This is a genomic window from Pseudomonas sp. PS01301, assembly GCF_029960215.1.
Taxonomy (GTDB): domain Bacteria; phylum Pseudomonadota; class Gammaproteobacteria; order Pseudomonadales; family Pseudomonadaceae; genus Aquipseudomonas; species Aquipseudomonas coleopterorum.
The window spans coordinates 1-25,340 of record NZ_JASCPM010000049.1; the positions used below are offsets into that span (position 1 = coordinate 1).

Genomic DNA, 25,340 nt, shown 5'->3' on the forward strand with positions numbered 1-25,340 from the left:
CGCACCTCTGTGAACAATTCGCGGGCAGAGCCCGCTCCCACACAGGGCCCGTAGGGCATTGCAATGTGGGAGCGGGTCTCTGCCCGCGAAAGCCGCCCCGCAAATCAACGCCGCTTCAAACGATCGATGATCACCGCGATCAACAGGATCGTCCCGCGAATCACGTACTGATAGAACGTGTCGATGTTCTTCAGGTTCATCGCGTTCTCGATGATCGCCAGAATCAGCACCCCGGCGATCACATGACGGATCATGCCGATCCCCCCAGCCAGCGACACCCCGCCCAGCACACACGCCGAAATCACCGTCAATTCGAAGCCCTGGCCGATCATCGGCTGGCCCGAGGTCATGCGCGACGCCAGCACCACACCGGCCAGCGCACCGATCACGCCATGTACGGCGAAAATGATGATCTTGGTGCGGTCCACATGCACACCGGCCAACAAGGCAGCTTCCTGGTTGCCGCCGATGGCCATGGTGTTACGGCCATAGGTGGTGTAGTTGAGCAGCCAGCCGAAGAAGATGAAACAGACGATGGTGATCAGAATCGGCACCGGCACGCCCAGCAACTGGCCGTTGCCGAAGACGAAGAAGTCCTCCTGCATCACCCCGACCGCTTTGCCGTTGGAAAAGATATAGGCCAGCCCGCGCACGATCTGCATGGTGGCCAGGGTCGCGATCAGCGCATTGATGCGCAGCTTGGCGATGACGATGCCGTTGATCAGACCGACGATCAGCCCCATCAACAGGGCCGCGCCAACACCCAGCAGCACGCTGTCGGTGTCGCGCATGACCACCGCCGCAATCACCCCTGCGCAGGCGATCACCGAACCCACGGACAGGTCGAAGTGCCCCGACGCCAGGCAGTAGAGCATGGTGCAGGCGGCGATGCCGGTGGTGGAAATGGCCAGCCCGAGCCCGCGCATGTTCAGCGGCGAGAGAAAATTGTCGATGAACATCGTGCACAGCACGAAAATCGCCAGCGCCGCGAGCAGCATGACCCACTCGTCCAGAAAGCGGCGCAGGTTGAGGCCTTGGCGGGGCGCCGGCAGCGTGTTTTGCGTAGACATATGCACCTCTATTGTTATTGTTCAGCCGCGAGTGCGCGGCAGTGCCAATTGCAGCAACCTGGATTCCTGCGCCTCTTCGCGCAAAACTTCACCGGTCAGCGCACCTTCGCTCATCACCAGGATGCGATCGCTGATGCCGATCACCTCCATCAGGTCGCTGGATACCACGATCACCGCGATGCCGTCGGCGGCCAGCCCATGAATGATCTGGTAGATCTCGGCCTTGGCGCCGATGTCGATGCCGCGCGTGGGCTCGTCGAGCAGCAACACTTTCATCGGCATCGACAGCCATCGGCCGAGAATGGCCTTCTGCTGATTGCCGCCTGAGAGGTACATGATCGGCTGCTCGGCAGACGGGGTCTTGATGTTCAGCGCCTTGATCTGGCGCGCGGCGTTTTCCTTCTCCCACGGGCCCTGCACCAGGCAGCCCAGTGTGAGATGGCGGTCGCGGGCACCGATGTTGATGTTCTCGGCAACGCTGGCCAGCGGCACGATGCCTTCTTTCTTGCGGTCTTCGGGACACAGCAGAATGCCCGCGGTGATGGCGTCCCGTGGGTTGGCCAGGGTCAGCGCGCGGCCGTCCAGGGTCAGGCTGCCGGCCTTGCTCGTCGCCAATCCGGACAGCAGCCGCAGAAGCTCGGTGCGGCCTGCACCCACCAGACCGAAGAAACCCAGCACTTCGCCTTTGGCAACACTGAAGCTGATCGGCTCCTGCAACCCTGGGCCCAGCAAGCCCTCGACACGCAGTGCCTCGCCCTGGTGAGGACGGGCACGATAGTTGTAGATGTCCTGGATATCGCGGCCGACCATGCAGGTCACCAACTGGTCATGGGTCAGCTGGGCCATGTCGTCGAAGGTGCGCACGTAGCGCCCGTCCTTGAACACCGTCACCGCGTCGCAGATGCGGAATATCTCTTCCATGCGATGGGACACGTACAGCACCACCCTGCCCTCGTCGCGCAGCTTGGCGATGATCGCCATCAGCCGATCGATCTCTCGCGCCGAAAGGCTACTGGTTGGTTCGTCGAAGGCAATCACATGGGCATTGCGCGACATGGCCTTGGCGATCTCCACCAACTGCCGCTGCCCCAGCGACAGACTGCCCAGCCGCTGGCGCGGATCGATCTCGTCGGCCAGCCCGGCCAGCAATTCGCTCGCGCGGCGCAGCATGGCGCCGCGATCGATCAAGCCGAACCGCGACGGCATGTGCCCAAGCAACAGGTTCTCGGCAACGCTCATTTCCGGCACCAGATGCAGTTCCTGGTGGATCACCGCCACGCCACTGCCGATGCTTTCCGCTGCGGATTTGAAGACCAGGGTCTGAGCGCCGATCTGCAGGCTGCCGACACTGGGCTGGTAGGCACCGCCGAGTATCTTGAGCAGGGTTGACTTGCCGGCACCGTTTTCGCCCATCAGCGCATGGACACTGCCGGGACGGACTTCGAAGTTGATGTCCGACAGAGCGCGCACGCCTGGAAAATTCTTGCCGATACCGTTGAAACGCAATGACTCTACACGCATGGATACCACTCCAGAGCAGGCATCACGGCAGGCCGTGAAGAAGCGGCCTCTGCCGAGGCAGAGGCCATGGGTCAGATCAGTTCCACAAACCGATCTTTTCCAGTTCCTGCTTGAAGTTCTCGCGCGTGATCAGGGTCACGTCATCCATGGCGGTGTATTTGGGCGGTTCTTTGCCGGTGGTGACCCACTCGAACATCATACTAGCCGTGTTGTAGCCCTCGGTGTGGGGGCTGGGCAGCATCGAGCCGAAGAAGCCGCTGTTGGCCTTCTTCAGTTCACCGATGGCATCGGTGCCATTGATGCCGATACCGATCACGTTGGCAGCAGCGAACCCGGCGCTTTCGGTGGCGCGCACGCCGCCCAGCACGGTGTTGTCGTTCATACCGCCGATGATCAGGTTCTTGGCGCCAGCCGGCAGCTTGACCAGGGTCGAGTTGGTGGCGTCCATGCTGCCCGGCACGTCGAGGGTCTTCTGCGGGGCGAAAAGGATGTGATCAGTCGGCAGACCAGCAGCCTGCAAGGCTTTCACCGAACCGTCGGTGCGCTTCTTGCCGGTGTCCAATTCGTTGTAGGTGTTGATGATCGCGTAGGTGTCTTTCCAGTCCCAGCCGCGCTTCTTGGCTTCCCCGGCCATGGCCATGCCTTGTTTCTCTCCGACCTCGAAGGCCGCCATGCCCAGGTAGGGCACATCCTCCATGAACTGACCCTTGGCATCGACGAAGCGATCGTCGACGGCCATTACCTTCATGTCGTTGAGCTTGGCCTTGGCGACGATGGCAGGGCCCAGCGCCACATCCGGCGGGCAGATGACGAAGCCCTTGACGCCGTTGGCGGCCAGGCTGTCGATAGCGGAAAGGGTTTTCTCGCCGTCGGGCACGGCGATCTTGATGACCTTGAAGCCTTTGTCCTTGCCGGCTTTTTCGGCGAAGGCCCACTCGGTCTGGAACCAGGGCTCTTCAGCCTGCTTGACCAGGAAACCGATCTTGACCTCTTCGGCCCAGGAAGCCGCTGAGCCTGCGAACATCGCGGCGGTCAGGGCGGCACAGCACAGGGAACGGATCCCGTGACGACTCAACATAGCTAACTCCTTATTTTTATTGAATAGCTACAGCGTCCAGCAACATCAGCGAATAGTCATACCATATATCAGGATGTCCATTTGTAACGTAACGTCACGTTTAAGCCGTCGACGGCGGCGTGTCGTCGATCCTGTCAGAAATGACACCACGATCGATCTGCCAAATAGTATTACCATTTATTTTTACGGACGTCGAATTTCAGCTATACCTGCCAGTGCAGCCATCGCCGGAGCCCGGTTGTCCAACCCCGGGATCCAGCCATTTCCTATAAAAAACTACGGAACGCCTTACATGCCTATTCATCAAAAACTGCTCAGCGCCATTGGATTGACCCTCATGACTGCTTCCATTTCTGCCCACGCGGCAGGCTTGACTTCGACCCGCGAAAGCTTCGGCGCGCTGCCCGACGGCACGCCGCTGGAAAAGATCACCCTGAGCAACAGCCATGGTATGAAAGCCAGCATCATCACCTACGGCGCGACCTTGCAGGCGCTGCATGTGCCTGACAAAAAGGGCGAGGTTGCGGATGTGGTATTGGGCTTCGATGACATCAAGGGCTACCAGGCCAACCCCACCGTGTATTTCGGCGCCACCATCGGCCGCTTCGGCAACCGGCTGGCCGACGGCAAGTTCAGCCTGGATGGGCAGACCTATTCGGTGCCGCTCAATGACAAGAGCAATGCACTGCACGGCGGCACACGCGGATTCGACAAGCACGTCTGGGCCGTCGAAGCCAAACAGGATGGCGACCGTGTCGCTGCGACCTTCACCTATCGCTCGCCCGACGGCGACATGGGCTTCCCCGGCACACTGGCGACCGAAGTCACCTACAGCCTGAACGAGCGCAACGAGCTGCGCGTGGAGTACAAGGCCACGACCGACAAGCCGACCGTGCTCAACCTGACCAACCACAGCTATTTCAACCTGGCCGGCGCCGGCAGCGGCGATGTGCTCAAGCAGGTTGCCACCCTGCATGCGAGCCGCTACACACCGGTCACGGCGAAGTTGATTCCCACCGGCGAGCTGGCGCCGGTGAAAGGCACGCCGATGGATTTCCTGGCACCCACTGCCATTGGCAAGAACATCCAGGCCAAGCATGAGCAATTGACGTTCGCCGAGCCCAAACAGGGTGGCTTCGATTTCAACTGGGTACTGGACACCCAAGGCGACCTGAAACGCGAAGCGGCGAAGGTGACCGACCCGGCATCGGGACGCACCCTGACCCTGTACACAACCGAACCGGGTGTGCAGTTCTACACCAGCAACTTCCTCGACGGCACGGTTCGCGGCAAAGGCGGCAAGCTGTACCCGCACTGGGGCGCTTTCACCCTGGAAACGCAACACTTCCCCGATGCGCCCAACCAGCCCAACTTTGCCAGCACCCGCCTGAATCCCGGCCAGACCTACACCCAAACCACGGTGCTTGCGTTTTCAGCGGAGTGATTGCCGGCTCGCGGCCGCGGATCGTGGCCGCATTTTCGCTGGGCAAAAAAAACCACCGCACTGACGTGAGGTGGCTGAAAATTAACCAAAGAGAGTCGAAGCAGAGCACTTGGCCAGTCGCCATGCGGGGGGAAGAATCAGCGCCTGGCCATGTATTCATCTTCGACAGCAAAGATACCAGCGCAAACAAGCCGCCACTATTGCGTTCGTCAATAGTCATTATCGACATATCGAGCGCACCTTTCGTAATCACCGGCGCGACTGCACCTGCACACCCCCGACATCATCACGTACACTCAATCACGTTAACATCTTGAAACGTATGCGCTCATTGCGTGACCCATTGACTGGCACAAGAACGTCGACTTTGAAACGCACCTCTACCGCTATCTTTTCCCAGCCCGGTTTCCGCGCTTTCCTCATGGTGCGCCTTGCGGCCATGTTCGCCATGCAGATCCAGGCGATCGTCGTTGCCTGGCACATGTACGACATGACTCGCCATCCGTTGACCCTGGCCTACGTCGGCCTGGCTCAGTTCATACCCATGGTGCTGTTGCTGCTGCCAGCGGGCGATCTGCTGGACCGCTTCGATCGACGCCGGATTCTGCAGATCAGTTGGGGAGTGTCGGTGCTCTCCTCGGCCGCCCTGCTCTGGTTGGCCCTGACTGGAACCGTCGACACCTGGCCGTACTACGTCGCGCTGTTCGTGTTCGGCTGCACCCGTGCCTTCACCGGGCCCGCGGTGCAGAGCCTGTTGCCGCAGATCGTTGCCCGCGAGCACCTGGCTCAGGCCATCGCCACCAACAGCATGATCATGAAAGTGGCGGTGATCGCCGGCCCATTGCTGGGCGGGCTGTTGTATGCCGCTATCGGCGGCTGGACGTTCGGCGTCTGCCTGCTGGGTTTCGCGATCGGTGTCCTGCTGTTGCAGTGGGTACCCAGCGTGCGCATCGTTCGCCCGGTCGACGATCAGACCACTGCAGTAAGTCGCTTCACCGCCGGTATCCGCTTCATCACCTCACGCCCCATCATTCTGGGCGCGATCTCTCTGGATCTGTTCGCAGTGCTGCTGGGTGGCGTCGTCGCCCTGCTGCCGATCTATGCCGCCGAAATCCTGCATGTGGGCCCGGCCGGGCTTGGTCTGCTGCGCAGCGCCATCGCACTGGGCGAGCTGGGCATGGGCTTCTATTTGAGCATCCGGCCGCTCAACGCGCGCATGGGCCAGCGCATGTTCCTGGCTGTGGCGGTGTTCGGCGTGGCCAACCTGGTGTTCGCCTTGTCGACCTGGTTCTGGGTGTCCTGCGCGGCGCTGTTCGTCGCGGGTGCAGCGGACATGATCAGTGTGTACATCCGCTCTTCGTTGATCCAGTTCGCCACCCCCGATGACATGCGCGGACGGGTCAGCGCGGTCAACATGCTGTTCATCGGCTCTTCGAACGAGTTGGGCGAGTTTCGCGCCGGCGTCAGTGCTACCGCGCTGGGCACCGTTCCGGCGGCGTTGTTCGGCGCCATCAGCACGTTGGTGATCGTGGGGCTGTGGACCCGCTTGTTCAGGCCGCTCTGGACCATCGAGAACAACGAGCAGGCCCTGCCGGAACGTCAGAAGCAGCCAGGCTGATCAAGGCCTGGCGGCTCCGCGCGGGACGTTGCGGCGGAACCACTCTTGATTGGCCTTGAGCTCGGCTCGCAGCTGGGCGACCAGTTCCGCGATGGCGCGGCTGTTGGACAGCGGCTGGGTATTCACGCCTACCATCAGCAGGTCGACCTGCCCACTGGCCGGGTCCGAAACCTCGACCGTCATGGTGCCGCCGGGATACAACGTGCAATGACAGCACAGTGGAGCAAAACTGGATTCGACGATGCGGCGCATTTCGTTGGTGGGAATCATGTCGCGGTTCTCCTGGCAATGTCATGGCTGGAGACTTGTCGCAGCGTGCGTGCGCCGTCACGGGACTTGGAAGGCGCAGACACGCTTCACGCGTGGTCACGGCAGGCACACGGCGAGCGCTGCCTGCACAGGCTAACAGAGTCAGTCCTTGGTGCCATAGGGCGGATACGCGTCTGTGTCACCCGTCTCGTCGGATTGCTCGCTTTCAGGCTTCTTTGCAGGCTTCGGCGGATCGATCTGCGGATCGGCCAGATCGGGTGAGTCCGGGTCGAAACCCAGGTCGTCGTCGGGCTTGGTGTCGTTGCTCATAAATGCTCCGGTCGTGGGTGTGCCAATCGGTGAGATGCCTCGGTGCAGCCTCAGGCCACCCCTGGTGGAATCCCGTCCTTGTTGAAGTCCTTGAGCCGCTCCTTTTCTTCCGGTGTGGAATGAGCAGGCGTCTGGTCCTCGGTGTCCTCGGCGGGCGGTTGCTTGTCATCGGACATGATCGGTTCCTGTCGGTGAGGGGTTCAAGACTGTGAGCCTGCGGACCGATCGTGGGTTCCGTCCAATGTCACAACGGTCCCTGTAGGAGCGGTCAGTGGCCGCGAAAAGGGCACAGCGGTACGTCAGGCAGACCGCACAAACCCTTCGCGGCCGATCACCGCTCCTACAGACGGCCATACACGTTGTGACGACGTCATCGTGAAACTTTCATCGAGGTCCGGGACTCAATGTGCAGCCGCGCCCCTACGAGCGCTGTAGGCATACGACTACCCGAGGAATACACGATGATCGCTCGCTGGCGCTGGGCCCTGGGTCAGATGACCAAACGCTTGTGGTTTCGCGCAAGTCTGTTTTCCTTGGCGGGCATCGCCACGGCGCTGATCGCCATCGTCTTCAAGGATTTCGTTCCCGCCGACCTGCCGACGCGGATCGGTGCCGACTCGGTCGACAAGATCCTGGCAATCATCGCCTCCAGCATGCTTGCGGTGACCACCTTTTCGCTTAGCACCATGGTCAGTGCCTACAGTGCCGCCAGCAGCGGCGTGACGCCACGGGCGACCTCACTGGTCATGGAGGACACCACCACCCAGAACGCCCTGGCGACCTTCATAGGTTCCTTCCTGTTTAGCCTGGTCGGCATCATCGCCTTGAGCACCGGCGCCTATGGCGCGCAAGGGCGGGTGGTGCTGTTCGCCGTCACCATCGTCATGATCATCCTGATCGTCTACACCCTGCTGCGCTGGATCGATCACCTGTCGAAGCTCGGTCGCGTCGGCGAGACCATCGACCGTGTCGAAGTTGCGGCGCTGCAATCACTGAAGAACCGTGCGCAGTGGCCGTACATGGGCGCTGCGCCCTACCCTGTCGACCGGGCCCTGACGACGGCCGGTCACAGCGTGCGCAGTGATCAGACCGGCTACGTCCAGCACATCGACGTCGCAGCGCTCGGCGTCCTGGCCGAGAAGCACGGGCTGCGCATCTTTATGGAAGTGCTGCCCGGCGCATTCCTGCATCTGGGTGCGCCAATCGCCCGACTCGTGAGCGACGAGGGTGCCCAAACCGGGACCACCGAAGCGCTCGCACCGGCCATCCGCGACGCCGTGACCGTCGGCCTGCGTCGCAGTTTCGAGCAGGACCCGCGCTTCGGCATTTCGGTGTTGGCAGAGATCGCGTCACGCGCCCTGTCGCCGGCCACCAACGACTCGGGCACGGTGATCGACGTGATCGGCCGCGGAGTCAGGTGCCTGACCGCCTGGCACGTTCACGGCACAGTTGAGCACCAACCATCCGAGATCGACGCCAACTGCCAACGCGTCTACGTCCACGGCTTGCTGATGGCCGACCTGTTCGATGACTTTTTCACCTTGGTGGCACGCGACGGCGCCGGGCTTCTGGAAGTCGACATTCGCATGATCAAGGCGCTGATCAGCCTGAACGACATCAGCCCCGACGTGTTCGGTGCGCAATGCCGCCTTCATGCTCAGTCGCTGCTGAAACGAGCAGAACTCGCCCTCACGCTGGATGAAGAAAAACAGCGATTGCATAGCCTGGCCAAGCCATTGCTTGACTGAACATGCCGCCGTCCTGCCCCGTGCAATCCGCTTGACCAATGTCCCTGAACTAGTCTCCCACGTCAGGGGCCTTAGTTGACACTGCACCTGCAGACAACGGCTGTTCAAACAGGAATCGATTATGAAGATAGCTTGCCTGGCGTGGGGATCACTCGTCTGGAAGCCCGGGGTATTACCGGTCTGCGGTCCGTGGCATGAAGATGGCCCGTGCTTTCCCATCGAGCTTTGCAGAGTGGGAGATGGCGGTGAACTGGCCACGGCAATCTGCCTGAATGCACCCTCCCGCCCCGCGCTTTGGGCCCTGCTGGACAGCGCGAGCCTCGAGCACGCCTGCGAGGCGCTGCGTGAACGTGAGCAGATCCCGCGCAGCCGCGACGACGGAATCGGCACCTTCATCCGCAGTGAAACGGACACGGGTGTAATTGCCAGATGGGCTCAAGCCAAAGAAGTGGACGCGGTGATCTGGACAGCTCTTCCTCCCCGCTTCGCTGGAATCGAGGCACGGGTGCCCAGCGTCGATAACGTGATCGGCTATCTAACGGGACTGACAGGGGAAGTTAGGGAACACGCAAGAGAATACATAGAACGACTACCGCAACAAATTGATACGCCTTATCGAGAGGCAATCGAGAACTCGCTGGGCTGGAAAAGACAGATATAAGAGGAAGAACATAGCCGCATTATTGCGGCACTTCCCGACCGTTCGACCGGCACCGAGCCTGGAGTCGAACGATCTGGAAGAAGCAGCGCTACACGACAGATCAGCGACGCAGGAAGCGGCTAACCAGTACGAACACGGCCGCGCCGATGGCCAACGAAGCGCCTGGCTTTTCCTTGACGAAAGCGGACACATTGTTCAAAGCGTCGCCATAGGTCTTGGTCAGTTGGCCAGCCGCTTCGCGACCTGCACCTTCGGCTTGCAGGGAATGGTCACCGACCAGTTTGCCAACGACGCCTTGAGCCTTGCCAGCAATCTTCTCTGCTACGCCTTCGATCTGTTCGCTTTTCATGTTAGTCCCACCTTGATCAATATTGAGTGACAGTATTTAAAGTATGTAAGCGGAAAAGCTACGTACTTATTGCATCATCTTAGGGCGTTGCGTCCTGCAAATAGTTCCAACGTTATTTTCAACTTTCATCCTTGAAAGATTCCTGCGGACACTCCTCGTGTCAGGGACTCACGGCCTCGAGTGGCGCGCTGATCGACAGCGATCGCAGGTAATCACCGAATCCTTCGCGGCAGCGGCAATCCAGACGTGCGCTGGTGGTCACGCAATTCATGGAAGTCCAGGTGATGGAAGCACCCGCCTCGTTCAGGTCCGCTACCAGATGAACGTCTTCGTGGGCTTTCAAAGGTTTGAAACCGCCCACCTGACGGTACGCTCGAGCGCTGACGCCCATGTTGGCGCCGTGCACGTGCTTGTGGCCTTCGACAGGGGTATAGAGCGCGTCGTAGCGGGTGCGAACTTCTTCGGCGTGCAGCGACCAGTCATCGATCCGGACCGTGCCGCACACCGCGTCGGTCCGAAAGCGCAGCTGATCCACCAACCAGGTGGCGGGCACCACCGTATCCGCGTCGGTGAACGCGAGCCAGCGCGCGCCCTGCCCCAGCATCAGCTCGGCGCCCGCAGCACGGGTACGACCGACATTGCAGTGGGACACGTCCAGGCTTTGCACCGGATAGCGGCTGACCACCCGTTGAGTCCCGTCGTTGCATTGATCCAGCACGATGACTACGCAGACCTCTTCACCTGCCAAAGCCGGATGCTCACCCGCAATCAGCAACGACTCGATGCATTGGGCAACCACTGCTTCTTCATTATGGGCTGGGACAATGATTCCGATCATGGACAATACCTGTCGTGGGGAGGCCGGCATCCGGCGGCTGTAAGTCTCTTGACCTATCTATCGCGCGTTCGTTGCAGATAGATACGACGGGTGGTAGTGCGCCAAATGTTCATTCTTTTTTTCGATTCGAACGTTTCCAGCGGGCTTCTGCGGATTGTCGGTCACAGGCAGTCACAAGACCGAGCGAATTAATGAGGGGCCATGGGATCAACCGAATCAGGAACCTTGGTGAGGCAGGCAGCGATGAACACTCGAACGACCGGCGTGGGCTACCTGCACTGCATTGTGCTGCTGGCCCTGATCGTTTCGGGCTGGCAGCCAGTGGACCGGCAGACCTGGCTGATCGAAAACGTCCTGGTACTGGTCGGGGCCGTAGCGGTATGGACCACCCGCAAGCAGTTTTACTGGAGCCGTCGGTCATGGATCATGGTGATCGGTTTCTTGTGCCTGCATGAGGTCGGCACCCACTTCACCTATCCCGAGGTGCCCTACAACTCAGCGGTCTATCTGATCAGCGGTATGGACGTGAATGCCGCGTTCGGCTGGGAGCGCAATCAATACGATCGCTTCGTCCACCTGGCCTATGGACTGCTGCTGAGCTTGCCGCTGCGGGAAATCGTCAGCGAAAAGTGCCATTTGAAGGGTGCTTGGGCGTCGCTGATCGCCTGGTCGCTGGTGCTCTCGACCTCGATGCTCTACGAACTGATGGAGTGGGCTGGGGCTGCGTACGCAGGCGGAGGCGACTCGGCGTTCGTTGGCGCTCAGGGCGACGTCTGGGATGCTCAGAAGGACATGGCGGTGGCCGCTGCGGGCTCGCTGGTGGTGTTGATCTGTCGCGGCCACGCCTTGCGCGACAAGGTTTCGGCCCTGCGCGGCCGCCTGACACCGAACTGACCGGGCGCAACGGTCAGTGCATCAGCACATAACCCAGCATCTGCTTGGCCAGACGCCACGGCTGCCAGACCGAGAGGTGGTCGAAGATCCTGCTGGAGTTGCCCATCACACCCATGACGGTCACGTAGACGACGCCCTTCCTGATCAATCTCGATAGCTTCTTCTTGCTGTAGCGCAACAATCAGGACACCTGCACAAGTGAAGTTCACAACGTGGCATTTCTGCAGGAGCAGAAACGAAAAAGCCCCGCCAATGCGGGGCTTCACGATGTTTGGCGGGAAACCAGGGATTCGAACCCTGGAGACGCTATTAACGTCCGCCGGTTTTCAAGACCGGTGCATTCAACCACTCTGCCAATTTCCCGATGTCTTGCTGGTTGCTTTGCGGGCGCCATAATACCGTAATGAAACACGCTGTCAAACTCTGGATAGAGCGGCTGCACAGGGGTCTGATATGATCTTTGCATCTGAACGTTTCAGACGTGTTCAATCAAAGGAGTCTCGCCATGCGCGAACAGGATTATGCAGTTAATCAAGGCTCGCAGGTGCAGCAGCTAGAAGTTAGCCGCGTCCTGCGCAACACCTACGGCTTGCTGGCCCTCACCCTGGCTTTCAGTGGTGTGATGGCCTACGTCGCGCAGCAGATGCGCGTCGGCTACCCGAACATCTTCGTCGTGCTGATCGGCTTCTACGGCCTGTTCTTCCTGACCAACAAGCTGCGTGATTCGGCCTGGGGCCTGGTGTCCACCTTCGCCCTTACCGGCTTCATGGGCTTCCTGCTCGGCCCGATCCTCAACCGTTACCTGGGCATGCAGGGCGGCGCCGAAGTGGTCAGCTCGGCGTTCGCGATGACGGCGCTGGTGTTCGGCGGCCTGTCGGCCTACGTGCTCATCACCCGCAAGGACATGAGCTTCCTGGGCGGCTTCATCACCGCAGGCTTCTTCGTGCTGCTGGGTGCGGTGCTGGCGAGCTTCTTCTTCCAGATCGCCGGTCTGCAACTGGCGATCAGCGCCGGCTTCGTGCTGTTCTCGTCGGTGTGCATCCTGTTCCAGACCAGCGCGATCATCCACGGTGGCGAGCGCAACTACATCATGGCCACCATCAGCCTGTACGTGTCGATCTACAACCTCTTCGTGAGCCTGCTGCAGCTGTTCGGCATCATGGGTCGCGACGACTGATCCACGGCTTTGAAGTCGAAGCCCGCCTCGTGCGGGCTTTTTCTTGTCTGCAGCTCACAGAGTCTGCGTAAAAACCGTTTTGCCGCGTCGACGACGCGCCGTAGAATCGCGCTCTTTTTCCAAGAGCCATCGCGCGCTCGTTTTCCGGAGCCCTTGCCATGACCGCCCCATTGCCGCCCAGCGACGAATTGATCCTGGGCCTGGAAGACCGTCCCCGGCCGCTGCTGGGGCTGCTTGCCGCCCTGCAGCATCTGCTGGCGATCATCGTGCCGATCGTCACGCCGGGGCTATTGATCTGCCAGGCGCTCGGCGTCAGTGCCCGTGACACCAACATGATCGTCTCTATGTCACTGGTCATCTCGGGTATCGCCACGTTCGTGCAGTGCCGTCGCATCGGCCCGTTCGGCGCAGGCCTGCTGATCGTGCAAGGCACAAGCTTCAACTTCGTCGGGCCGCTGATTGCCGGTGGCGCACTGATGGTCCAGCAGGGCACGCCGGTAGAGGCGGTAATGGCGGCCATCTTCGGCGTGGTCATTGCCGGGTCGTTCGTGGAAATCGGGATTTCGCGGATTCTGCCCTTCGTCAAACGACTGATCACCCCCCTGGTCACCGGCATCGTGGTGTTGATGATCGGCCTGACCTTGATCAAGGTCGGGCTGATCAGCATGGGCGGCGGTTTCGGCGCCATGGCCAACGGTACCTTCGCCAATGGCGAAAACCTCATGCTCTCCGGGCTGGTATTGGCGATCATCGTGGTGCTCAATCGCATTCCAGTGACCTGGATGCGCAGTGCGGCCATCGTCATCGCATTGGCCATGGGTTACGCGCTCGCCGGCTACCTGGGTCGATTGGACTTCACCGGCATGCATCAGGCCGCGCTGTTCCAGGTGCCGATGCCTCTGCACTTCGGCCTGGGCTTCTCATGGGCATTGTTCATTCCGATGCTGGTGATCTACCTGGTGACGTCTTTGGAAGCCATTGGTGACGTGACGGCTACCAGCAAAGTGTCGCGCCAACCTGTCGAAGGTCCGCTGTCGATGCGGCGCATCAAGGGCGGCGTCCTGGTCAACGGTGTCAACTCGATGCTGGCCGGGTTGTTCAATACCTTCCCCAGCTCCATCTTCGCCCAGAACAACGGCGTGATTCAGCTCACCGGCATCGCCAGCCGACACATCGGCGTGTGGATCGCCGCGATGCTGATTCTGCTTGGTCTGTTCCCCACTGTCGCCGGAGTGATCCAGGCGGTGCCCGAGCCGGTGCTCGGTGGTGCGGCCATGGTGATGTTCGGCGCGGTGGCTGCGTCGGGTATCAATATCCTCGCCAGCGTCGACCTTGATCGCCGGGCACTGTTGATCATCGCGGTATCGCTGGCGCTGGGCCTGGGTGTAGCCCAGGTGCCGGAATTCCTGGCGCACATGCCGGGTGCGCTGCGCAACGTGCTGGAATCGGGCGTGGCCACCGGGGGTATCTGCGCGCTGGTGCTGAACTGGTTCCTGCCGGCCGCGCCTGCGGCTCGCCAGTAAGCCGCGCCTGCTTAGAGGTCGAAGCGGTCCACGGCACGCCGACGTTCGTTGTCGTCGCGCATGTCGTAGGCCGCCGTGGTCTGGATGTTGGTGTGGTGCGCCAGTTTCTGGGCGATCGACAGGTCGTGCTCTTCGATCACCCGAGTGATGAACGAGCGGCGGAAATCGTGGGGCATGATCTTCACGCGGACCTGAGCACCACGCTGCCGGGCGATGTAATAGATGGCGTGTTTGGTGATGCGCTCGCGCGTGATGTGCGCGCCGCGGCGGATTCGGTTGAAGAGGAAGTCGTCGTCCGCCTGACCGGCCGGCAGTTGGCTGCGGCGGAACGCCAGCCAGGTCTGCAAGTGGGTAAAGGCCCAGCTGGGCGCGTACTTGATCAGCTCCTTGTTGCCCTTGCCCACGACCCGCAGGCTGCGCTCGGCGAAGTCGACCTGGGTCAGGTCCAGGTTGACCGACTCCGACTTGCGCATGCCCGAGCCATACAGAATCGCGATCACGGCTGCGTCGCGCAGGCCCTGGGGCCGCGGATCGCTGGCGCAGACTTCCATCAGGTCGCGGATCAGACTGCGCTTGAGGTTGCGACCATTACCCAGGCGCGTGCCCTGCATGGGCTTGACCGAGCGGATCTTGAGCAGGTGATCCTGGTCGATCAGGCTCAGCCGCCAGGCTTCGTTCATGACGCCGCGCACAGCGTTGACGTAGAGCGAGGTGGTGTTGGGCGCATAACCGTCTTCGCGCAGCGCGGCCACCAGCGAGGTGACATGTCCCGGCTCCAACAGATGCCAGGGGACCTCGCGGATATCGGCGTCCTCGAAGCCGAGGCGGTCGGCGGCGTCCTGCAATACGTATTGCATGGTCGTACGGCTGGACGGCATCAGCCGGGCGAGGTATTGCAACAGAGGGTTTTGCAGATCAGACAAACCGTGGGGATCCTTTAGAGCGTCGAGGTGAACGCCGAACATTCTAACACCCGCATCCCCGCCTGACCTGCCCGCCGTCACCCGATCGGGTGTGATCAGAAGTTGTCGCGCAGTGCCTGCAGGCCGCCTTGATAGACACCGTCGAAGATTTCCACGGCCTCGGCGTCGGAAATACCTGCCGGGGTGAATCGACCGCCCCACTCCACCCGACTGTTGCCGGCGTCCACCTCGATGACCTTGAGAGTGGCGAGGTAGTCGGTCACCGGAAACGGACCTTCGGTGATCGAATAGCTGTAGGTACGCGCGGCATTGTCGTAGCTTTCCAGGCGCTCGACGATGACCGTGCCATCCACTGTGGTCAGGTGGCGCAACCGGCCATGCTCCTGGGCCTCGCTTTGTTGAATCATCGGCAGCCACTGGGCCAGGGAATTGAACCCGGCCACCAGGTTCCAGACCTGATCGGCCGATGCCGGAATGTCGATGCTCGCTTGCGTGCTTGCCATGTCATGGCTCCTGTCGATGAGGTGGGGTACAACGGTAGCGAGCGTTCGAGTGCGCAGCAAGCCGATAGTGCATTCGTTCTTGCCTTCGATGGTGCCGCCAGCGCGGCCGGGGCAGCGCACCGGGCTGGGGCGCGAGCAACGGAAACATGGCGCCGAAGCGTTGTCTCATACAAGCCAACCCGGCCTGAACCCGTTTGTCGAAGGGGCGTTTGCAGCGTCATGAGGATCATCGAAAAGACCGGCGCCCAAGTGCGCACCCTCACCCCTGCCGAGCAGCAGTTGGTGACCGAGTTCGCCGAAGGCCGCAGCGAAGGTCCGAAGCTGCTGCAGGCCAACCAGTGGCTGATGAAAGTTCGTACCCAGGGCCAGTGGCTGGCGTGCGATTGCCGGCCCGGCACGCTGCCGGTGATGAACGTGACCCTCAACAGCAGTACCGGCACCCTGTTTCTGAAGAACAACCCTGGTACGGCCGAGCATGCGCCAGGCTGCCCGTTCATCCATGACGAGCGCGAAAACCCGTCGGTGCGTGGGGATGACGCGCCACTGCCTGCCGCCTGGCTGCCGCCTGACGTGCCGCTCAAGCTGATAGGTGATTTTCGCGCACCTGCTACGCCGGGCGCTCCGGCGAACGCGCTGGCAGCGAGCCAGCGTCGGGAACAGCATCGGTTGCTGTCGTTGCTGCTGACCTTCATCGAAGCCTCCGGGCTCAACGTGTATGCCACGCACTTGAAAAAGGACCTGAGCCGCCAGTTCTCCGATCTGCGCGCCGTGGCCACGCGTTACCCGCTGATCGATCGGGTGCCGGCGAGCAACTATCTGGAGACCCGCATCGACATGAAGCACATGATGATGCTCAAGTCGCGCCTGAAGGATTCCACCGCGTTCATCGGCCAGCGTCGCTACGGGCTGTTGCTCGATTGCGTGGCAGATGTGGTGGGCCGCAAGGTGATCACCGACCGCAGCAGCGCCGGGTTCGACTTTCAGGGTCATCATCTTCTGTGGGGCGGGGCGCGCAGCAGCGGGCCGTTGCTGGCACTGGCGCTGTACTCGCCGGCCACCGCTGGCAGTCAGTTCTACGAGATGGTCCATGTGGCCACCGTGCCGGTGCTGACCCGCGGGCATTTGTTCCCGGTGTTCCGCGACGAGGAGCGGGAGCCATTGAAGATGCTGGTGTCGCTGATCGACTGGATGGCCAGCAAGGGCGTCAAGGTGGTGATGCGCCGACCGGTGATCGGCGCCATGGTGATGGATGAGCTGGTGCTCAGTTCGGACCTGGACCGGGTGCTCTCGGTCTCGCTGATGAAGGAGCCGCTGGGTCCGGAGCCCAGCTCCGAGACCTTCAAGCGCTTGGCCGACTTCAAGAGCCTGGACACCTTCCGCAAGTACGTGGCCGGTTTCTTCATGCGCGAGCGGGATTGACCGTCGGCGGCGGATTCGCTGCTACCGGCGCAGTTGCCAGAGCAAGGCAATATCCCGGGCGCGAGCGCTGAGTAGCTCACCTGCATCGCTGCAGGCCTGCTCCAGGGTCATCGGCCCGGAGGCCAGGGAAAAGGCGGCGTCGATCCCGTGGTTGTAAAGCTCTTGGTAACCCTCGCCCAGCGTGCCGGCCAACACCACCACCGGTACGCCTTTGTCGCGCGCGAGGCGCGCGACACCGAAGGGCGTTTTTCCGCGCAGGGTCTGCGCATCGAATCGCCCTTCCCCCGTGATCACCAGATCGGCACCTTCCACAGCCTGGGCGAGGCCCACCAGTTGCGCCACGACTTCGACGCCTGGGCGGAACGAGGCATCGAGAAACGCCTTGGCCGCGAAGCCCATGCCGCCGGCCGCTCCGCATCCCGGCAGGTTACGGTGATCGTGGCCCAGAAGTGGTGCGCAGTGATCGGCAAAGTGGTCCAAGGCTTTATCCAGGGCCAAGACCTCTTCGGGCGTGGCGCCTTTCTGCGGACCGAAGATATGCGAGGCGCCATGCGGGCCGCACAAGGGGTTGTCGACATCGGCTGCGACTTCGAACTGCACCTCGGCCAGGCGCGGATCGAGACCGCTGATATCGAGCGCGCTCAGGTTCGCCAATGCCAGCCCACCACGGGGCAAGTCGGCGCCTTGGGCGTCGGTCATACGCAAACCCAGCGCGCAGAGCATGCCGGTACCCGCGTCATTGGTGGCGCTGCCGCCAATGGCGAGAATGACGCGCCGCGCGCCGGCTTCCAGCGCGGCAGCAATCAGCTGCCCGGTGCCGTAGGTGCTGCTGGCGCAGGCATCGCGCTGCTGCCGTTCGAGCAACTGCAATCCGCTGGCTTCGGCCATCTCGATGATTGCGGTACGTTCGCTCGCCAGCCAGCCCCAATGCGCTTCGGTGGGCTGGCCCAGGGGGCCTTCCACGGTGAGGCTGCGCAGCTCGCCCTGACAGGCGGCCATGATGGCCTGCATGGTGCCTTCGCCACCATCGGCCATGGGCCGTTCGACGAGTTGCGCATCGGGGAGCGCCTGGCGCAGTCCGCGGGCAATGGCCGAAGCCACATCGGCGGCGCTGAGGCTGTCCTTGAATGAGTCAGGTGCGATAACGATCTTCATGGCCGTTCTCCAGTTCTTGTAGGTCCATGCTGCCAGTTTCACCGCGCCGGCGCGACTCCCGCAGGAGCGGTCATCGGCCGCGAAAGGCGCGATGCGGTGTGGCTGGTACACCGCGGTGCCCTTTTCGCGGCCACGGACCGCTCCTACGCAGAGTGGTACCGGGCTTGACCTTCCCATGATGGGAAGGGTCAAAGTCGAGGCTTGGAATGGAAGGAGGATGTGGGCATGGCGGCGAATGAAGGTGCGATCGAGCTGGGCATTCAGGGGATGACCTGTGCGTCCTGCGTGGGTCGGGTCGAGCGGACACTGAGCAAGGTGCCCGGGGTGAAGGCGGTGGCGGTCAACCTGGCCACCGAGCGCGGCCGGGTGGAAGGCGATGGCGCGCTGGACGTGCAGGCACTCATCGCTGCCATCGACAAGGCTGGCTACAGCGCTAGACTGATCGAACACACCCGCGATGAGCGTGACCGAGCCAGCCAGGAACACCTGGAAGACGCCACCCGCCTGCGGCGCGACCTGCGCGGGTCGGTGACGCTGTCGCTGCCCGTGGTGATCCTGGAAATGGGCACGCACCTGATACCCGGTTTTCACGCCTGGCTCGACCAGCACCTCGCTCAGCAGAGTAACTGGCTGCTGCAGTTCGCCCTGACCACCTTGGTGCTGCTCATCTGTGCCAAACGCTTCTACGTCAAAGGCGTCCAAGCGTTGCTGCGCGGTGCGCCGGACATGAACTCGCTGGTCGCGGTGGGCACCCTCGCCGCCTACGGCTTTTCCCTGGTATCGACGTTCGCGGCCCACGTGCTACCCCCTGGCACGGCGACGGTCTACTACGAAGCGGTGTGCGTGATCATCTGCCTGATCCTGCTGGGTCGCACCTTGGAAGCCCGCGCCCGTGGCCGCACTTCCCAGGCGATCAAGCGCCTGTTGAACCTTCAGCCACAGACCGCCTGGGTGCAACGCCAAACCGGGCTGATGGAAGTCCCGCTGGCGCAATTGGTGCAGGGCGACGTGGTGCAGGTGCGCCCCGGCGAGCGAATCGCGGTGGACGGCAGCGTAGTGGCAGGCGACAGCTTCGTCGACGAATCGATGCTCACGGGTGAACCCATGCCGGTCCGCAAGCTGCGCAACGACAACGTCGTCGGTGGCACGCTGAACCAGAACGGTACGCTGCAGATACAGGCAACCGCGCTGGGCAGCGCCAGCCTGCTCGCCCGTATCGTCGCCATGGTCGAACAGGCTCAGGGCAGCAAGTTGCCGATCCAGGCGCTGGTCGACCGGGTGACGCTGTGGTTCGTACCCGTGGTCATGGCTCTGGCGCTGGCCACGTTCGTCGGTTGGTACTGGCTGGGTCCTCAGCCGGCGCTGGGCATGGCGCTGGTGCACGCCGTGGCAGTGCTGATCATCGCCTGCCCCTGTGCGATGGGCCTGGCGACGCCCACCTCGATCATGGTCGGCACCGGTCGTGGCGCCGAGCTGGGCATTCTGTTTCGCAAGGGCGAGGCGCTGCAGCGGCTCAAGGAGGCCCGCGTGGTTGCACTGGACAAGACCGGCACGCTCACCGAAGGCCAGCCGCGCCTGACCGACCTGCAGCTTGCAACTGGCTTCACCCGCGAAGGGCTGCTGCCACTGCTGGCAGCGGTCGAGGTACTTTCCGAGCATCCGCTGGCCCTGGCCATCGTGGCGGCGGCACAGGAGGAACAGCTGACCTGGTCTCAAGCGCAGGACTTCCAGGCGCACACCGGCTACGGCGTCAGCGCCACGGTGGATGAGCAAAACGTTGCAATCGGTGCCGAGCGCTACATGGCGCAACTGGGTGTGGATACTGCGGCGTTCGCCAGCGCCGCGCACGCGCTGGCCGAACACGGCAAGACCCCACTTTATGCCGCAGTGGATGGCCATTTGGCTGCAGTCATCGCCGTGGCAGACACCCTCAAGCCCTCCACCCAGGCTGCGATTCAGACGCTGCACGCACTGGGCCTGAAAGTGGCGATGATCTCAGGGGATGACCGCCGCACCGCCCAGGCCATCGCCGCCCAGTTGGGCATCGATCAGGTGGTGGCCGAGGTGCTGCCCGAGGGCAAGGTCGATGCCGTTCAGGCCTTGCAGCGCGAGTATGGCCTGACGGTCTACGTAGGCGATGGCATCAACGATGCGCCGGCGCTGGCCCAGGCCGACGTAGGCATGGCCGTGGGCAGTGGCACGGACATCGCCATCGAGGCGGCGGATGTGGTGCTGATGTCGGATAATCTGGGCTCGGTGGCCACCGCCATCGCGCTGTCGACGGCGACCCTGAACAACATTCGTCAGAACCTGTTCTGGGCCTTCGTCTACAACGCTGCCCTGATCCCCGTGGCTGCGGGGCTGCTCTACCCGATCAACGGGCTGACCCTGTCGCCGCAATTCGCGGCGGGGGCCATGGCCTTGTCGTCGGTTTTCGTGCTGGTCAATGCGCTGCGTCTCAAAGGCTTTCAGCCGCCCGCCGTGCGGTCATAGGCGCTGCCGGTCGATGCCATTGGCCGCACGAAGGATATCCGCCATGACCGCAAGGGCGATTTCGGCGGGTGTCTTGCTGCCCAGGTTCAGACCGATGGGGGCATGGATACGCTGCTGTGCATCGGCGTCCAGACCGCCGATGCGCTGAAGGCGCTCGAAACGCTTTTCACTGGTGCGCATCGAGCCCATGGCACCGATGTAGAACGCTGGTGTGCGTACCGCTTCGAGCAGGGTCAGGTCGTCGAGTCGAGGGTCGTGGGTCAACGCCACCACGGCTGTCGCCGAATGGCAGCCGCCTTCGGCGATGAACACCGCGGGCAAGACTTCATGGACCTGCACGCCTGGCAGGTCGAGACGGGCCAGGACTTCGGGGCGTGGTTCGCAGAGGATTACTTCGTAGCCCAGGCTCAAGGCGAACCCGGCACAGAACTCGGCCACCGGCGACAGGCCGGCCAGGATCAGTCGCTGTACGGCGCCGATGCGGATGCGGATTTCTTCATCGCTCACCAGCACCCGCGCATCGCCCATGCTCCCGGGGCGAATGCTGCGCTGATCGCTTCCGGGTACGACCTGGCGAGCCACCAGTTGGCCGCCGGCGAAGGCGTGTTCCACCTGTTGCAGGTGCTCCCGCGTCGCGTCACCGGGCGAGAGGTATTCCACCAGCACATCCAGAACGCCGCCGCAGGGCAGCGCCATGGTCGGCGCCAGGCCGCCGTCGCCGTAGCGCACCACCTGATTGACCGGCGTGAAAAATCCGGCGGCGACGCGCTCGAGAAAATCGTCTTCCACACAGCCACCCGACAACGAGCCGCAATGTTCGCCATTATCCAGAGCGACCAGCATCGCCCCCGGCCCGCGTGGCGCCGAACCGAAGGTCGACAATACCGTGCACAGCCATACGCCCCGGCCCTGGGCAAGCCAGGCCTGGGCCTGTTGTATGACTTGCAGATCAAGCTGCTTCATCGATGGACACCCGTCATGATCCTGCGCAATTCCCCGGCGCCCTGCCCTGCGGCGCTGCTCTGGTGCAACAGACCGCAGGCAGGGGGCAATAGTTTTCCGGGTATGGCGAAAGCATGGCGGCCATCCTTGCAGGCGGCCATCCTTGCAGGCGCCCAACCGCAGCCGGGCACTCGCATCACTGCCCGTACGACTAGGAACCGCGATAGGTGCTGAAGCCGTAGGGGCTGAGCAGCAACGGGATGTGGTAGTGCTGCTCGGTGTTCTTGACCTCGAAGATTACCGGAATTTCCGGGAAGAACGTGTCATGGCCAACCTTGCGGTAGTAGTCTCCGGTCTTGAACACCACGCGGTATTCACCCGCAGCGAATTGGCGCTGCTGCGGAAACAGCTCGGCGATGCGCCCTTGGTCGTTGGTAACGCCCTTGCCCAGTGCTTGCCACTGGTTGCCTTGATGCTGCTCCAGGGTCACTTCGATACCGGCCGAGGGCACCCCGGTTTCAAGGTTCAATACGTGGACGCTCAGGGGATTGGCAGCCATCGCCAGGCCGGACAGCGAGGCCAGGCTGATGGCCAGAAGAGTCTTTTTCAACATGGTGCAGCGCTCCTTCAAGGGTGAATGGCCAGACCGATGGATTCGGTGGCCTTGATTGCACAGGCTTCGTCCTGCTCGGCGCCGCCGGCGCCGGCAATGCCAACGGCACCGACCAGCTGCGTGCCCTCGTAGACCGGCACGCCGCCGCCTAGCAGCAGCAACTGCCCAAGGGAAGTCAGGTTGGCGGCTTCGGGGTTGTTGCGGGCGCGTTCGGCAAAGGCCCGGGTCGGGGTCTTGGTCGAGAGTGCGGTGTAGGCTTTCAACCGCGCCGCTTCGGTGTTGTGCGGGCCCACCGCGTCGCCGCGCTGCTGGACGATGACGTTGCCGCCACGGTCCAGGACCGCCACCGCGGCCACGCAGCCACTGCCGTTGGCCAGTCGCTGGGCGGTCGCCAGGTCCAGGTCCGGATGCTGGGCGAGCGCAGCATGGGCCTGAGTGGCCAGCAGACAGCTCAGGGTGAATGTCATGCAAAGGGCTTTCATCGGGCTTCTCCGTGATCAGTGGCAACCACGTTAACAAGCACGCCCCGACAGAACCCCGTCGCAGGGATTACAACTTTGTAATAGGCAATCGGGCGGCGGAGGCCTAGCCTATGCGCGGGTACAGGAGCTGAACGATGCGTGTGTTGCTGGTTGAAGATGAAGCGAAAACGGCGGACTTCCTCGCCAAGGGGCTGGGTGAATCCGGCTTTTCGGTAGACGTGGCGCTCAACGGGCTGGATGGACGCTATCTGATCGAACAACAGGCGTATGACCTGGTGATTCTCGATGTCATGCTGCCCGGCCTGAACGGCTGGCAACTGCTCAAGCTGATCCGCCAGCGAGGCGCGACACCGGTGCTGTTCCTGACCGCCAAGGACGCCATCGAAGATCGCGTGCGCGGGCTGGAGCTGGGCGCCGACGACTACCTGGTGAAACCGTTCGCCTTCGCCGAGCTGCTGGCGCGGGTGCGTACGCTGCTGCGTCGGGGCGCGGTGCGCGAGGTCGAGCACTACCAAGTGGCCGATCTGGAAGTGGACGTGCTGCGCCGTCGAGTCAGCCGTGGTGGGCAACGCATCAGCCTGACCAACAAGGAGTTCGCCTTGCTGCACATGCTGATCAGCCGGCCCGGTGAGGCGCTCTCGCGCACATTGATCGCGTCCCAGGTGTGGAACCTGAATTTCGACAGCGACACCAACATGGTCGAGGTAGCGATACGCCGCCTGCGGGCCAAGGTCGACGATCCATTCATGCCCAAGCTGATCCATACCGTGCGTGGCGTCGGCTATCGGCTGGAGCACCAGGATGAGTGAACGCCGCCATTCCCTGGCCTGGCGGCTGGCGCTGGCCGTGGCAGTGGTCTGCACGCTGGCGATGAGTGCGGTCGCAGTGTTTCTGTATCGCTCGCTGGCGGCCGAGATTGCCTACCGCGACGACCTCGCCCTACTGGGTCGGCTCGAGCAGGTCCGCACCCTGCTCCACGACAGCGACAGCCTGGGCGTGCTGCAGCAGCGCCCTCAGTTGTACCAGAACATGCTTGGCAATCAGGAGAGCGTGCTGCGGGTGCGTCGCGCAGATGGCAGCCTGGTGTTCGAAATCAACCCCCATGGCGAAACACTGGGCGATCCGCCACGGATCGGTGTGAGTCAGCAGCCGAGCCGGACCGACATTCGTCAGGACCGTAACGCCTTGTTGCTGGCCGGTGACGCGGTCGGTCCGGCGGGCGAAGCGTTGACGGTGATGGTCGGCAAACGCCTGCATGAGCGCGAAGCGATTCTGGCCAGCTATCGGCTGCGTCTTTACCTGGCCGTGGCGGCGGGAGCCTTGCTGGCCTGGATCATCGGTCTGCTGCTGGTACGGCGGGCCCTGACACCCCTGCGCGATATGGCCGACGCGCTGGCCCTCATCGACCTGCGCAATCTGCATCGACGGCTGGCCGATACCGCCGCGCCCCTGGAATTGCTGGCGCCCCTCCAGGCGCTCAATGGCATGCTGGCGCGGCTCGAACAGGGTTTCGAACGGCTCTCGCAATTCTCGGCCGATCTGGCCCACGAAATTCGCACCCCGCTGCACACGCTGCTGGCCAGCACGGGCCAAGCCCTGAACCAGCCCCGCAGTTCGGATGAATACCGTGAATTGCTCGCTTCCAACATCGAGGAGTACGAGCGCCTGAACCGCATGGTGGAAAACCTGCTGTTTCTGGCCCGTGCCGACCACGGCCAGCGCCGGGTGCACCTGCAGGCCATCGACCTTGCTCATCTGGGCGAAGAGCTGTGCGACTACTTCCAGCTGCTGGCCGACGAGCGCGGTGCATGCCTTGAGCATTCGTTGCACGGGACGTTGAACACCGACCTGCAATTGTTGCAACGGGCCTTGGGCAATCTGCTCGCCAACGCGGTGCGCCACGCCCGCCCCGGCACGACTGTGCGGTTGAGCCGACACGATGACGCGGCGTTCGTGCGCCTGTGCGTACGCAACGAAGGTGACACCATCGCGCCCGAGCATCTGCCGAGGTTGTTCGACCGCTTCTTCCGCATCGACCCGGCACGCACGGAGCCTGGCGACTCCGGTGGCCTGGGGCTGGCCATCGTGCAGTCGATCATGACGTTGGTGAACGGCAAGGTGAGTGCGTCCAGTCACGACGGCGTGACGACCTTTACCTTGAGCTTCCCAAATGCAGGCGCTGTGCAGCTTGATTCCTACGTTGATAGCGACACTTCATCGGCGTGATTGAAAAAATCTCTGAGCATTCCGGTTCACAGCGCGGTCGATTCAATTAGTGGTTACAAACCCTATCCCGCAAACCTGTACCAG

General features: G+C 62.5%; 26 protein-coding genes and 1 tRNA gene. 11 read left to right on the top strand and 16 right to left on the bottom strand.

Going from position 1 to position 25,340, the window contains the following annotated elements; all coding sequences use genetic code 11:
- Positions 1-104: 104 nt before the first annotated feature.
- The 3 genes from araH to QMX89_RS19645 all read right to left on the bottom strand — a co-directional run bounded on the left by araH (position 105) and on the right by QMX89_RS19645 (position 3,669).
- On the bottom strand, positions 105-1,070 hold the full coding sequence (gene araH / locus QMX89_RS19635; RefSeq protein WP_043189427.1) for an L-arabinose ABC transporter permease AraH: 966 nt from the start codon (positions 1,068-1,070) through the stop codon (positions 105-107).
- A gap of 21 nt (positions 1,071-1,091) precedes the next feature.
- On the bottom strand, positions 1,092-2,591 hold the full coding sequence (gene araG / locus QMX89_RS19640; RefSeq protein ID WP_282349503.1) for an L-arabinose ABC transporter ATP-binding protein AraG: 1,500 nt from the start codon (positions 2,589-2,591) through the stop codon (positions 1,092-1,094).
- A 76-nt stretch (positions 2,592-2,667) separates the two neighbouring features.
- A complete protein-coding gene (locus tag QMX89_RS19645; protein ID WP_056842759.1) occupies positions 2,668-3,669 on the bottom strand; it encodes a substrate-binding domain-containing protein in 1,002 nt (333 codons plus the stop codon).
- 292 nt (positions 3,670-3,961) lie between these two features.
- Here QMX89_RS19645 and QMX89_RS19650 point away from each other — a divergent pair, with 292 nt between their 5' ends.
- Together QMX89_RS19650 and QMX89_RS19655 are read left to right on the top strand one after the other, a co-directional pair.
- Complete coding sequence (locus QMX89_RS19650) at positions 3,962-5,113, top strand: aldose epimerase family protein (protein WP_282349504.1); 1,152 nt, start codon at positions 3,962-3,964, stop codon at positions 5,111-5,113.
- Positions 5,114-5,480: 367 nt separating this feature from the next.
- Positions 5,481-6,731 (top strand): MFS transporter, encoded by a 1,251-nt coding sequence (locus QMX89_RS19655; RefSeq protein ID WP_274604602.1) that lies wholly within the window; start codon positions 5,481-5,483, stop codon positions 6,729-6,731.
- Here QMX89_RS19655 and QMX89_RS19660 read toward each other — a convergent pair whose 3' ends face one another.
- From QMX89_RS19660 to QMX89_RS19670, 3 genes are all read right to left on the bottom strand, one after another.
- A complete protein-coding gene (locus tag QMX89_RS19660) occupies positions 6,732-7,001 on the bottom strand; it encodes a DUF1652 domain-containing protein (RefSeq protein ID WP_282349505.1) in 270 nt (89 codons plus the stop codon).
- 141 nt (positions 7,002-7,142) lie between these two features.
- Positions 7,143-7,310, bottom strand: a complete 168-nt coding sequence (locus QMX89_RS19665) for a DUF6021 family protein (RefSeq protein ID WP_167375933.1) — start codon at positions 7,308-7,310, stop codon at positions 7,143-7,145.
- A gap of 50 nt (positions 7,311-7,360) precedes the next feature.
- Positions 7,361-7,486: a hypothetical protein gene (locus QMX89_RS19670; protein WP_282349506.1), complete on the bottom strand. Its 126-nt coding sequence runs from the start codon at positions 7,484-7,486 to the stop codon at positions 7,361-7,363.
- A gap of 285 nt (positions 7,487-7,771) precedes the next feature.
- Between QMX89_RS19670 and QMX89_RS19675 the strand changes: the two genes are divergently transcribed.
- Complete coding sequence (locus QMX89_RS19675; protein WP_192067406.1) at positions 7,772-9,058, top strand: DUF2254 domain-containing protein; 1,287 nt, start codon at positions 7,772-7,774, stop codon at positions 9,056-9,058.
- Between the two features lie 121 nt (positions 9,059-9,179).
- A complete protein-coding gene (locus QMX89_RS19680; RefSeq protein WP_282349509.1) occupies positions 9,180-9,719 on the top strand; it encodes a hypothetical protein in 540 nt (179 codons plus the stop codon).
- Between the two features lie 100 nt (positions 9,720-9,819).
- On the opposite strand, the gene QMX89_RS19685 is transcribed toward QMX89_RS19680, so the two are convergent.
- Both QMX89_RS19685 and QMX89_RS19690 read right to left on the bottom strand, forming a co-directional pair.
- Positions 9,820-10,068 carry a CsbD family protein gene (locus QMX89_RS19685; protein ID WP_043189409.1) on the bottom strand — a complete coding sequence of 83 codons (249 nt, stop codon included), beginning with the start codon at positions 10,066-10,068 and terminating at the stop codon, positions 9,820-9,822.
- Positions 10,069-10,228: 160 nt separating this feature from the next.
- On the bottom strand, positions 10,229-10,906 hold the full coding sequence (locus QMX89_RS19690) for a glycosyltransferase (protein ID WP_282349510.1): 678 nt from the start codon (positions 10,904-10,906) through the stop codon (positions 10,229-10,231).
- A 243-nt stretch (positions 10,907-11,149) separates the two neighbouring features.
- Here QMX89_RS19690 and QMX89_RS19695 point away from each other — a divergent pair, with 243 nt between their 5' ends.
- Positions 11,150-11,800: a DUF2238 domain-containing protein gene (locus tag QMX89_RS19695; RefSeq protein ID WP_134722418.1), complete on the top strand. Its 651-nt coding sequence runs from the start codon at positions 11,150-11,152 to the stop codon at positions 11,798-11,800.
- Between the two features lie 13 nt (positions 11,801-11,813).
- Here the strand turns inward: QMX89_RS19695 and QMX89_RS19700 are convergent, their stop codons facing one another.
- Both QMX89_RS19700 and QMX89_RS19705 read right to left on the bottom strand, forming a co-directional pair.
- Entirely contained in the window at positions 11,814-11,981 is a 168-nt protein-coding gene (locus QMX89_RS19700) for a hypothetical protein (protein WP_282349511.1), read from the bottom strand.
- A 91-nt stretch (positions 11,982-12,072) separates the two neighbouring features.
- Positions 12,073-12,163 (bottom strand) — tRNA-Ser (locus QMX89_RS19705).
- A gap of 142 nt (positions 12,164-12,305) precedes the next feature.
- Here QMX89_RS19705 and QMX89_RS19710 point away from each other — a divergent pair.
- Entirely contained in the window at positions 12,306-12,977 is a 672-nt protein-coding gene (locus QMX89_RS19710) for a Bax inhibitor-1/YccA family protein (RefSeq protein ID WP_043189407.1), read from the top strand.
- Between the two features lie 158 nt (positions 12,978-13,135).
- Entirely contained in the window at positions 13,136-14,500 is a 1,365-nt protein-coding gene (locus QMX89_RS19715; RefSeq protein WP_282349512.1) for a nucleobase:cation symporter-2 family protein, read from the top strand.
- An 11-nt stretch (positions 14,501-14,511) separates the two neighbouring features.
- On the opposite strand, the gene QMX89_RS19720 is transcribed toward QMX89_RS19715, so the two are convergent.
- On the bottom strand, positions 14,512-15,378 hold the full coding sequence (locus QMX89_RS19720; RefSeq protein ID WP_282349526.1) for a tyrosine-type recombinase/integrase: 867 nt from the start codon (positions 15,376-15,378) through the stop codon (positions 14,512-14,514).
- Positions 15,379-15,518: 140 nt separating this feature from the next.
- The gene (locus tag QMX89_RS19725) at positions 15,519-15,926 is read right to left on the bottom strand and encodes an SRPBCC family protein (RefSeq protein ID WP_122742319.1); all 408 of its coding nucleotides are present in this window, start codon (positions 15,924-15,926) and stop codon (positions 15,519-15,521) included.
- Positions 15,927-16,145: 219 nt separating this feature from the next.
- On the opposite strand from QMX89_RS19725, the gene QMX89_RS19730 reads away from it, so the two are divergent.
- Positions 16,146-17,345, top strand: a complete 1,200-nt coding sequence (locus QMX89_RS19730) for a hypothetical protein (protein ID WP_122742320.1) — start codon at positions 16,146-16,148, stop codon at positions 17,343-17,345.
- Positions 17,346-17,366: 21 nt separating this feature from the next.
- Here the strand turns inward: QMX89_RS19730 and QMX89_RS19735 are convergent, their stop codons facing one another.
- Entirely contained in the window at positions 17,367-18,500 is a 1,134-nt protein-coding gene (locus QMX89_RS19735) for a glycerate kinase (protein ID WP_282349514.1), read from the bottom strand.
- A 225-nt stretch (positions 18,501-18,725) separates the two neighbouring features.
- On the opposite strand from QMX89_RS19735, the gene QMX89_RS19740 reads away from it, so the two are divergent.
- The gene (locus QMX89_RS19740) at positions 18,726-20,993 is read left to right on the top strand and encodes a heavy metal translocating P-type ATPase (RefSeq protein ID WP_282349515.1); all 2,268 of its coding nucleotides are present in this window, start codon (positions 18,726-18,728) and stop codon (positions 20,991-20,993) included.
- Here QMX89_RS19740 and QMX89_RS19745 read toward each other — a convergent pair.
- The 3 genes from QMX89_RS19745 to QMX89_RS19755 form a co-directional block, all read right to left on the bottom strand.
- Positions 20,988-21,956, bottom strand: a complete 969-nt coding sequence (locus QMX89_RS19745; RefSeq protein WP_282349516.1) for an XdhC family protein — start codon at positions 21,954-21,956, stop codon at positions 20,988-20,990. The two genes, QMX89_RS19740 and QMX89_RS19745, sit on opposite strands and share 6 nt — an antisense overlap.
- Positions 21,957-22,146: 190 nt before the next feature.
- Complete coding sequence (uraH, locus tag QMX89_RS19750) at positions 22,147-22,548, bottom strand: hydroxyisourate hydrolase (RefSeq protein ID WP_282349517.1); 402 nt, start codon at positions 22,546-22,548, stop codon at positions 22,147-22,149.
- A 14-nt stretch (positions 22,549-22,562) separates the two neighbouring features.
- On the bottom strand, positions 22,563-23,015 hold the full coding sequence (locus QMX89_RS19755) for a heme-binding protein (protein ID WP_244636388.1): 453 nt from the start codon (positions 23,013-23,015) through the stop codon (positions 22,563-22,565).
- Positions 23,016-23,164: 149 nt separating this feature from the next.
- Between QMX89_RS19755 and QMX89_RS19760 the strand changes: the two genes are divergently transcribed.
- On the top strand, positions 23,165-23,839 hold the full coding sequence (locus tag QMX89_RS19760; RefSeq protein WP_282349518.1) for a heavy metal response regulator transcription factor: 675 nt from the start codon (positions 23,165-23,167) through the stop codon (positions 23,837-23,839).
- Positions 23,832-25,256 (top strand): heavy metal sensor histidine kinase, encoded by a 1,425-nt coding sequence (locus tag QMX89_RS19765; protein ID WP_282349519.1) that lies wholly within the window; start codon positions 23,832-23,834, stop codon positions 25,254-25,256. The genes QMX89_RS19760 and QMX89_RS19765 overlap by 8 nt, the downstream gene beginning before the upstream one ends.
- Positions 25,257-25,340 lie beyond the last annotated feature (84 nt).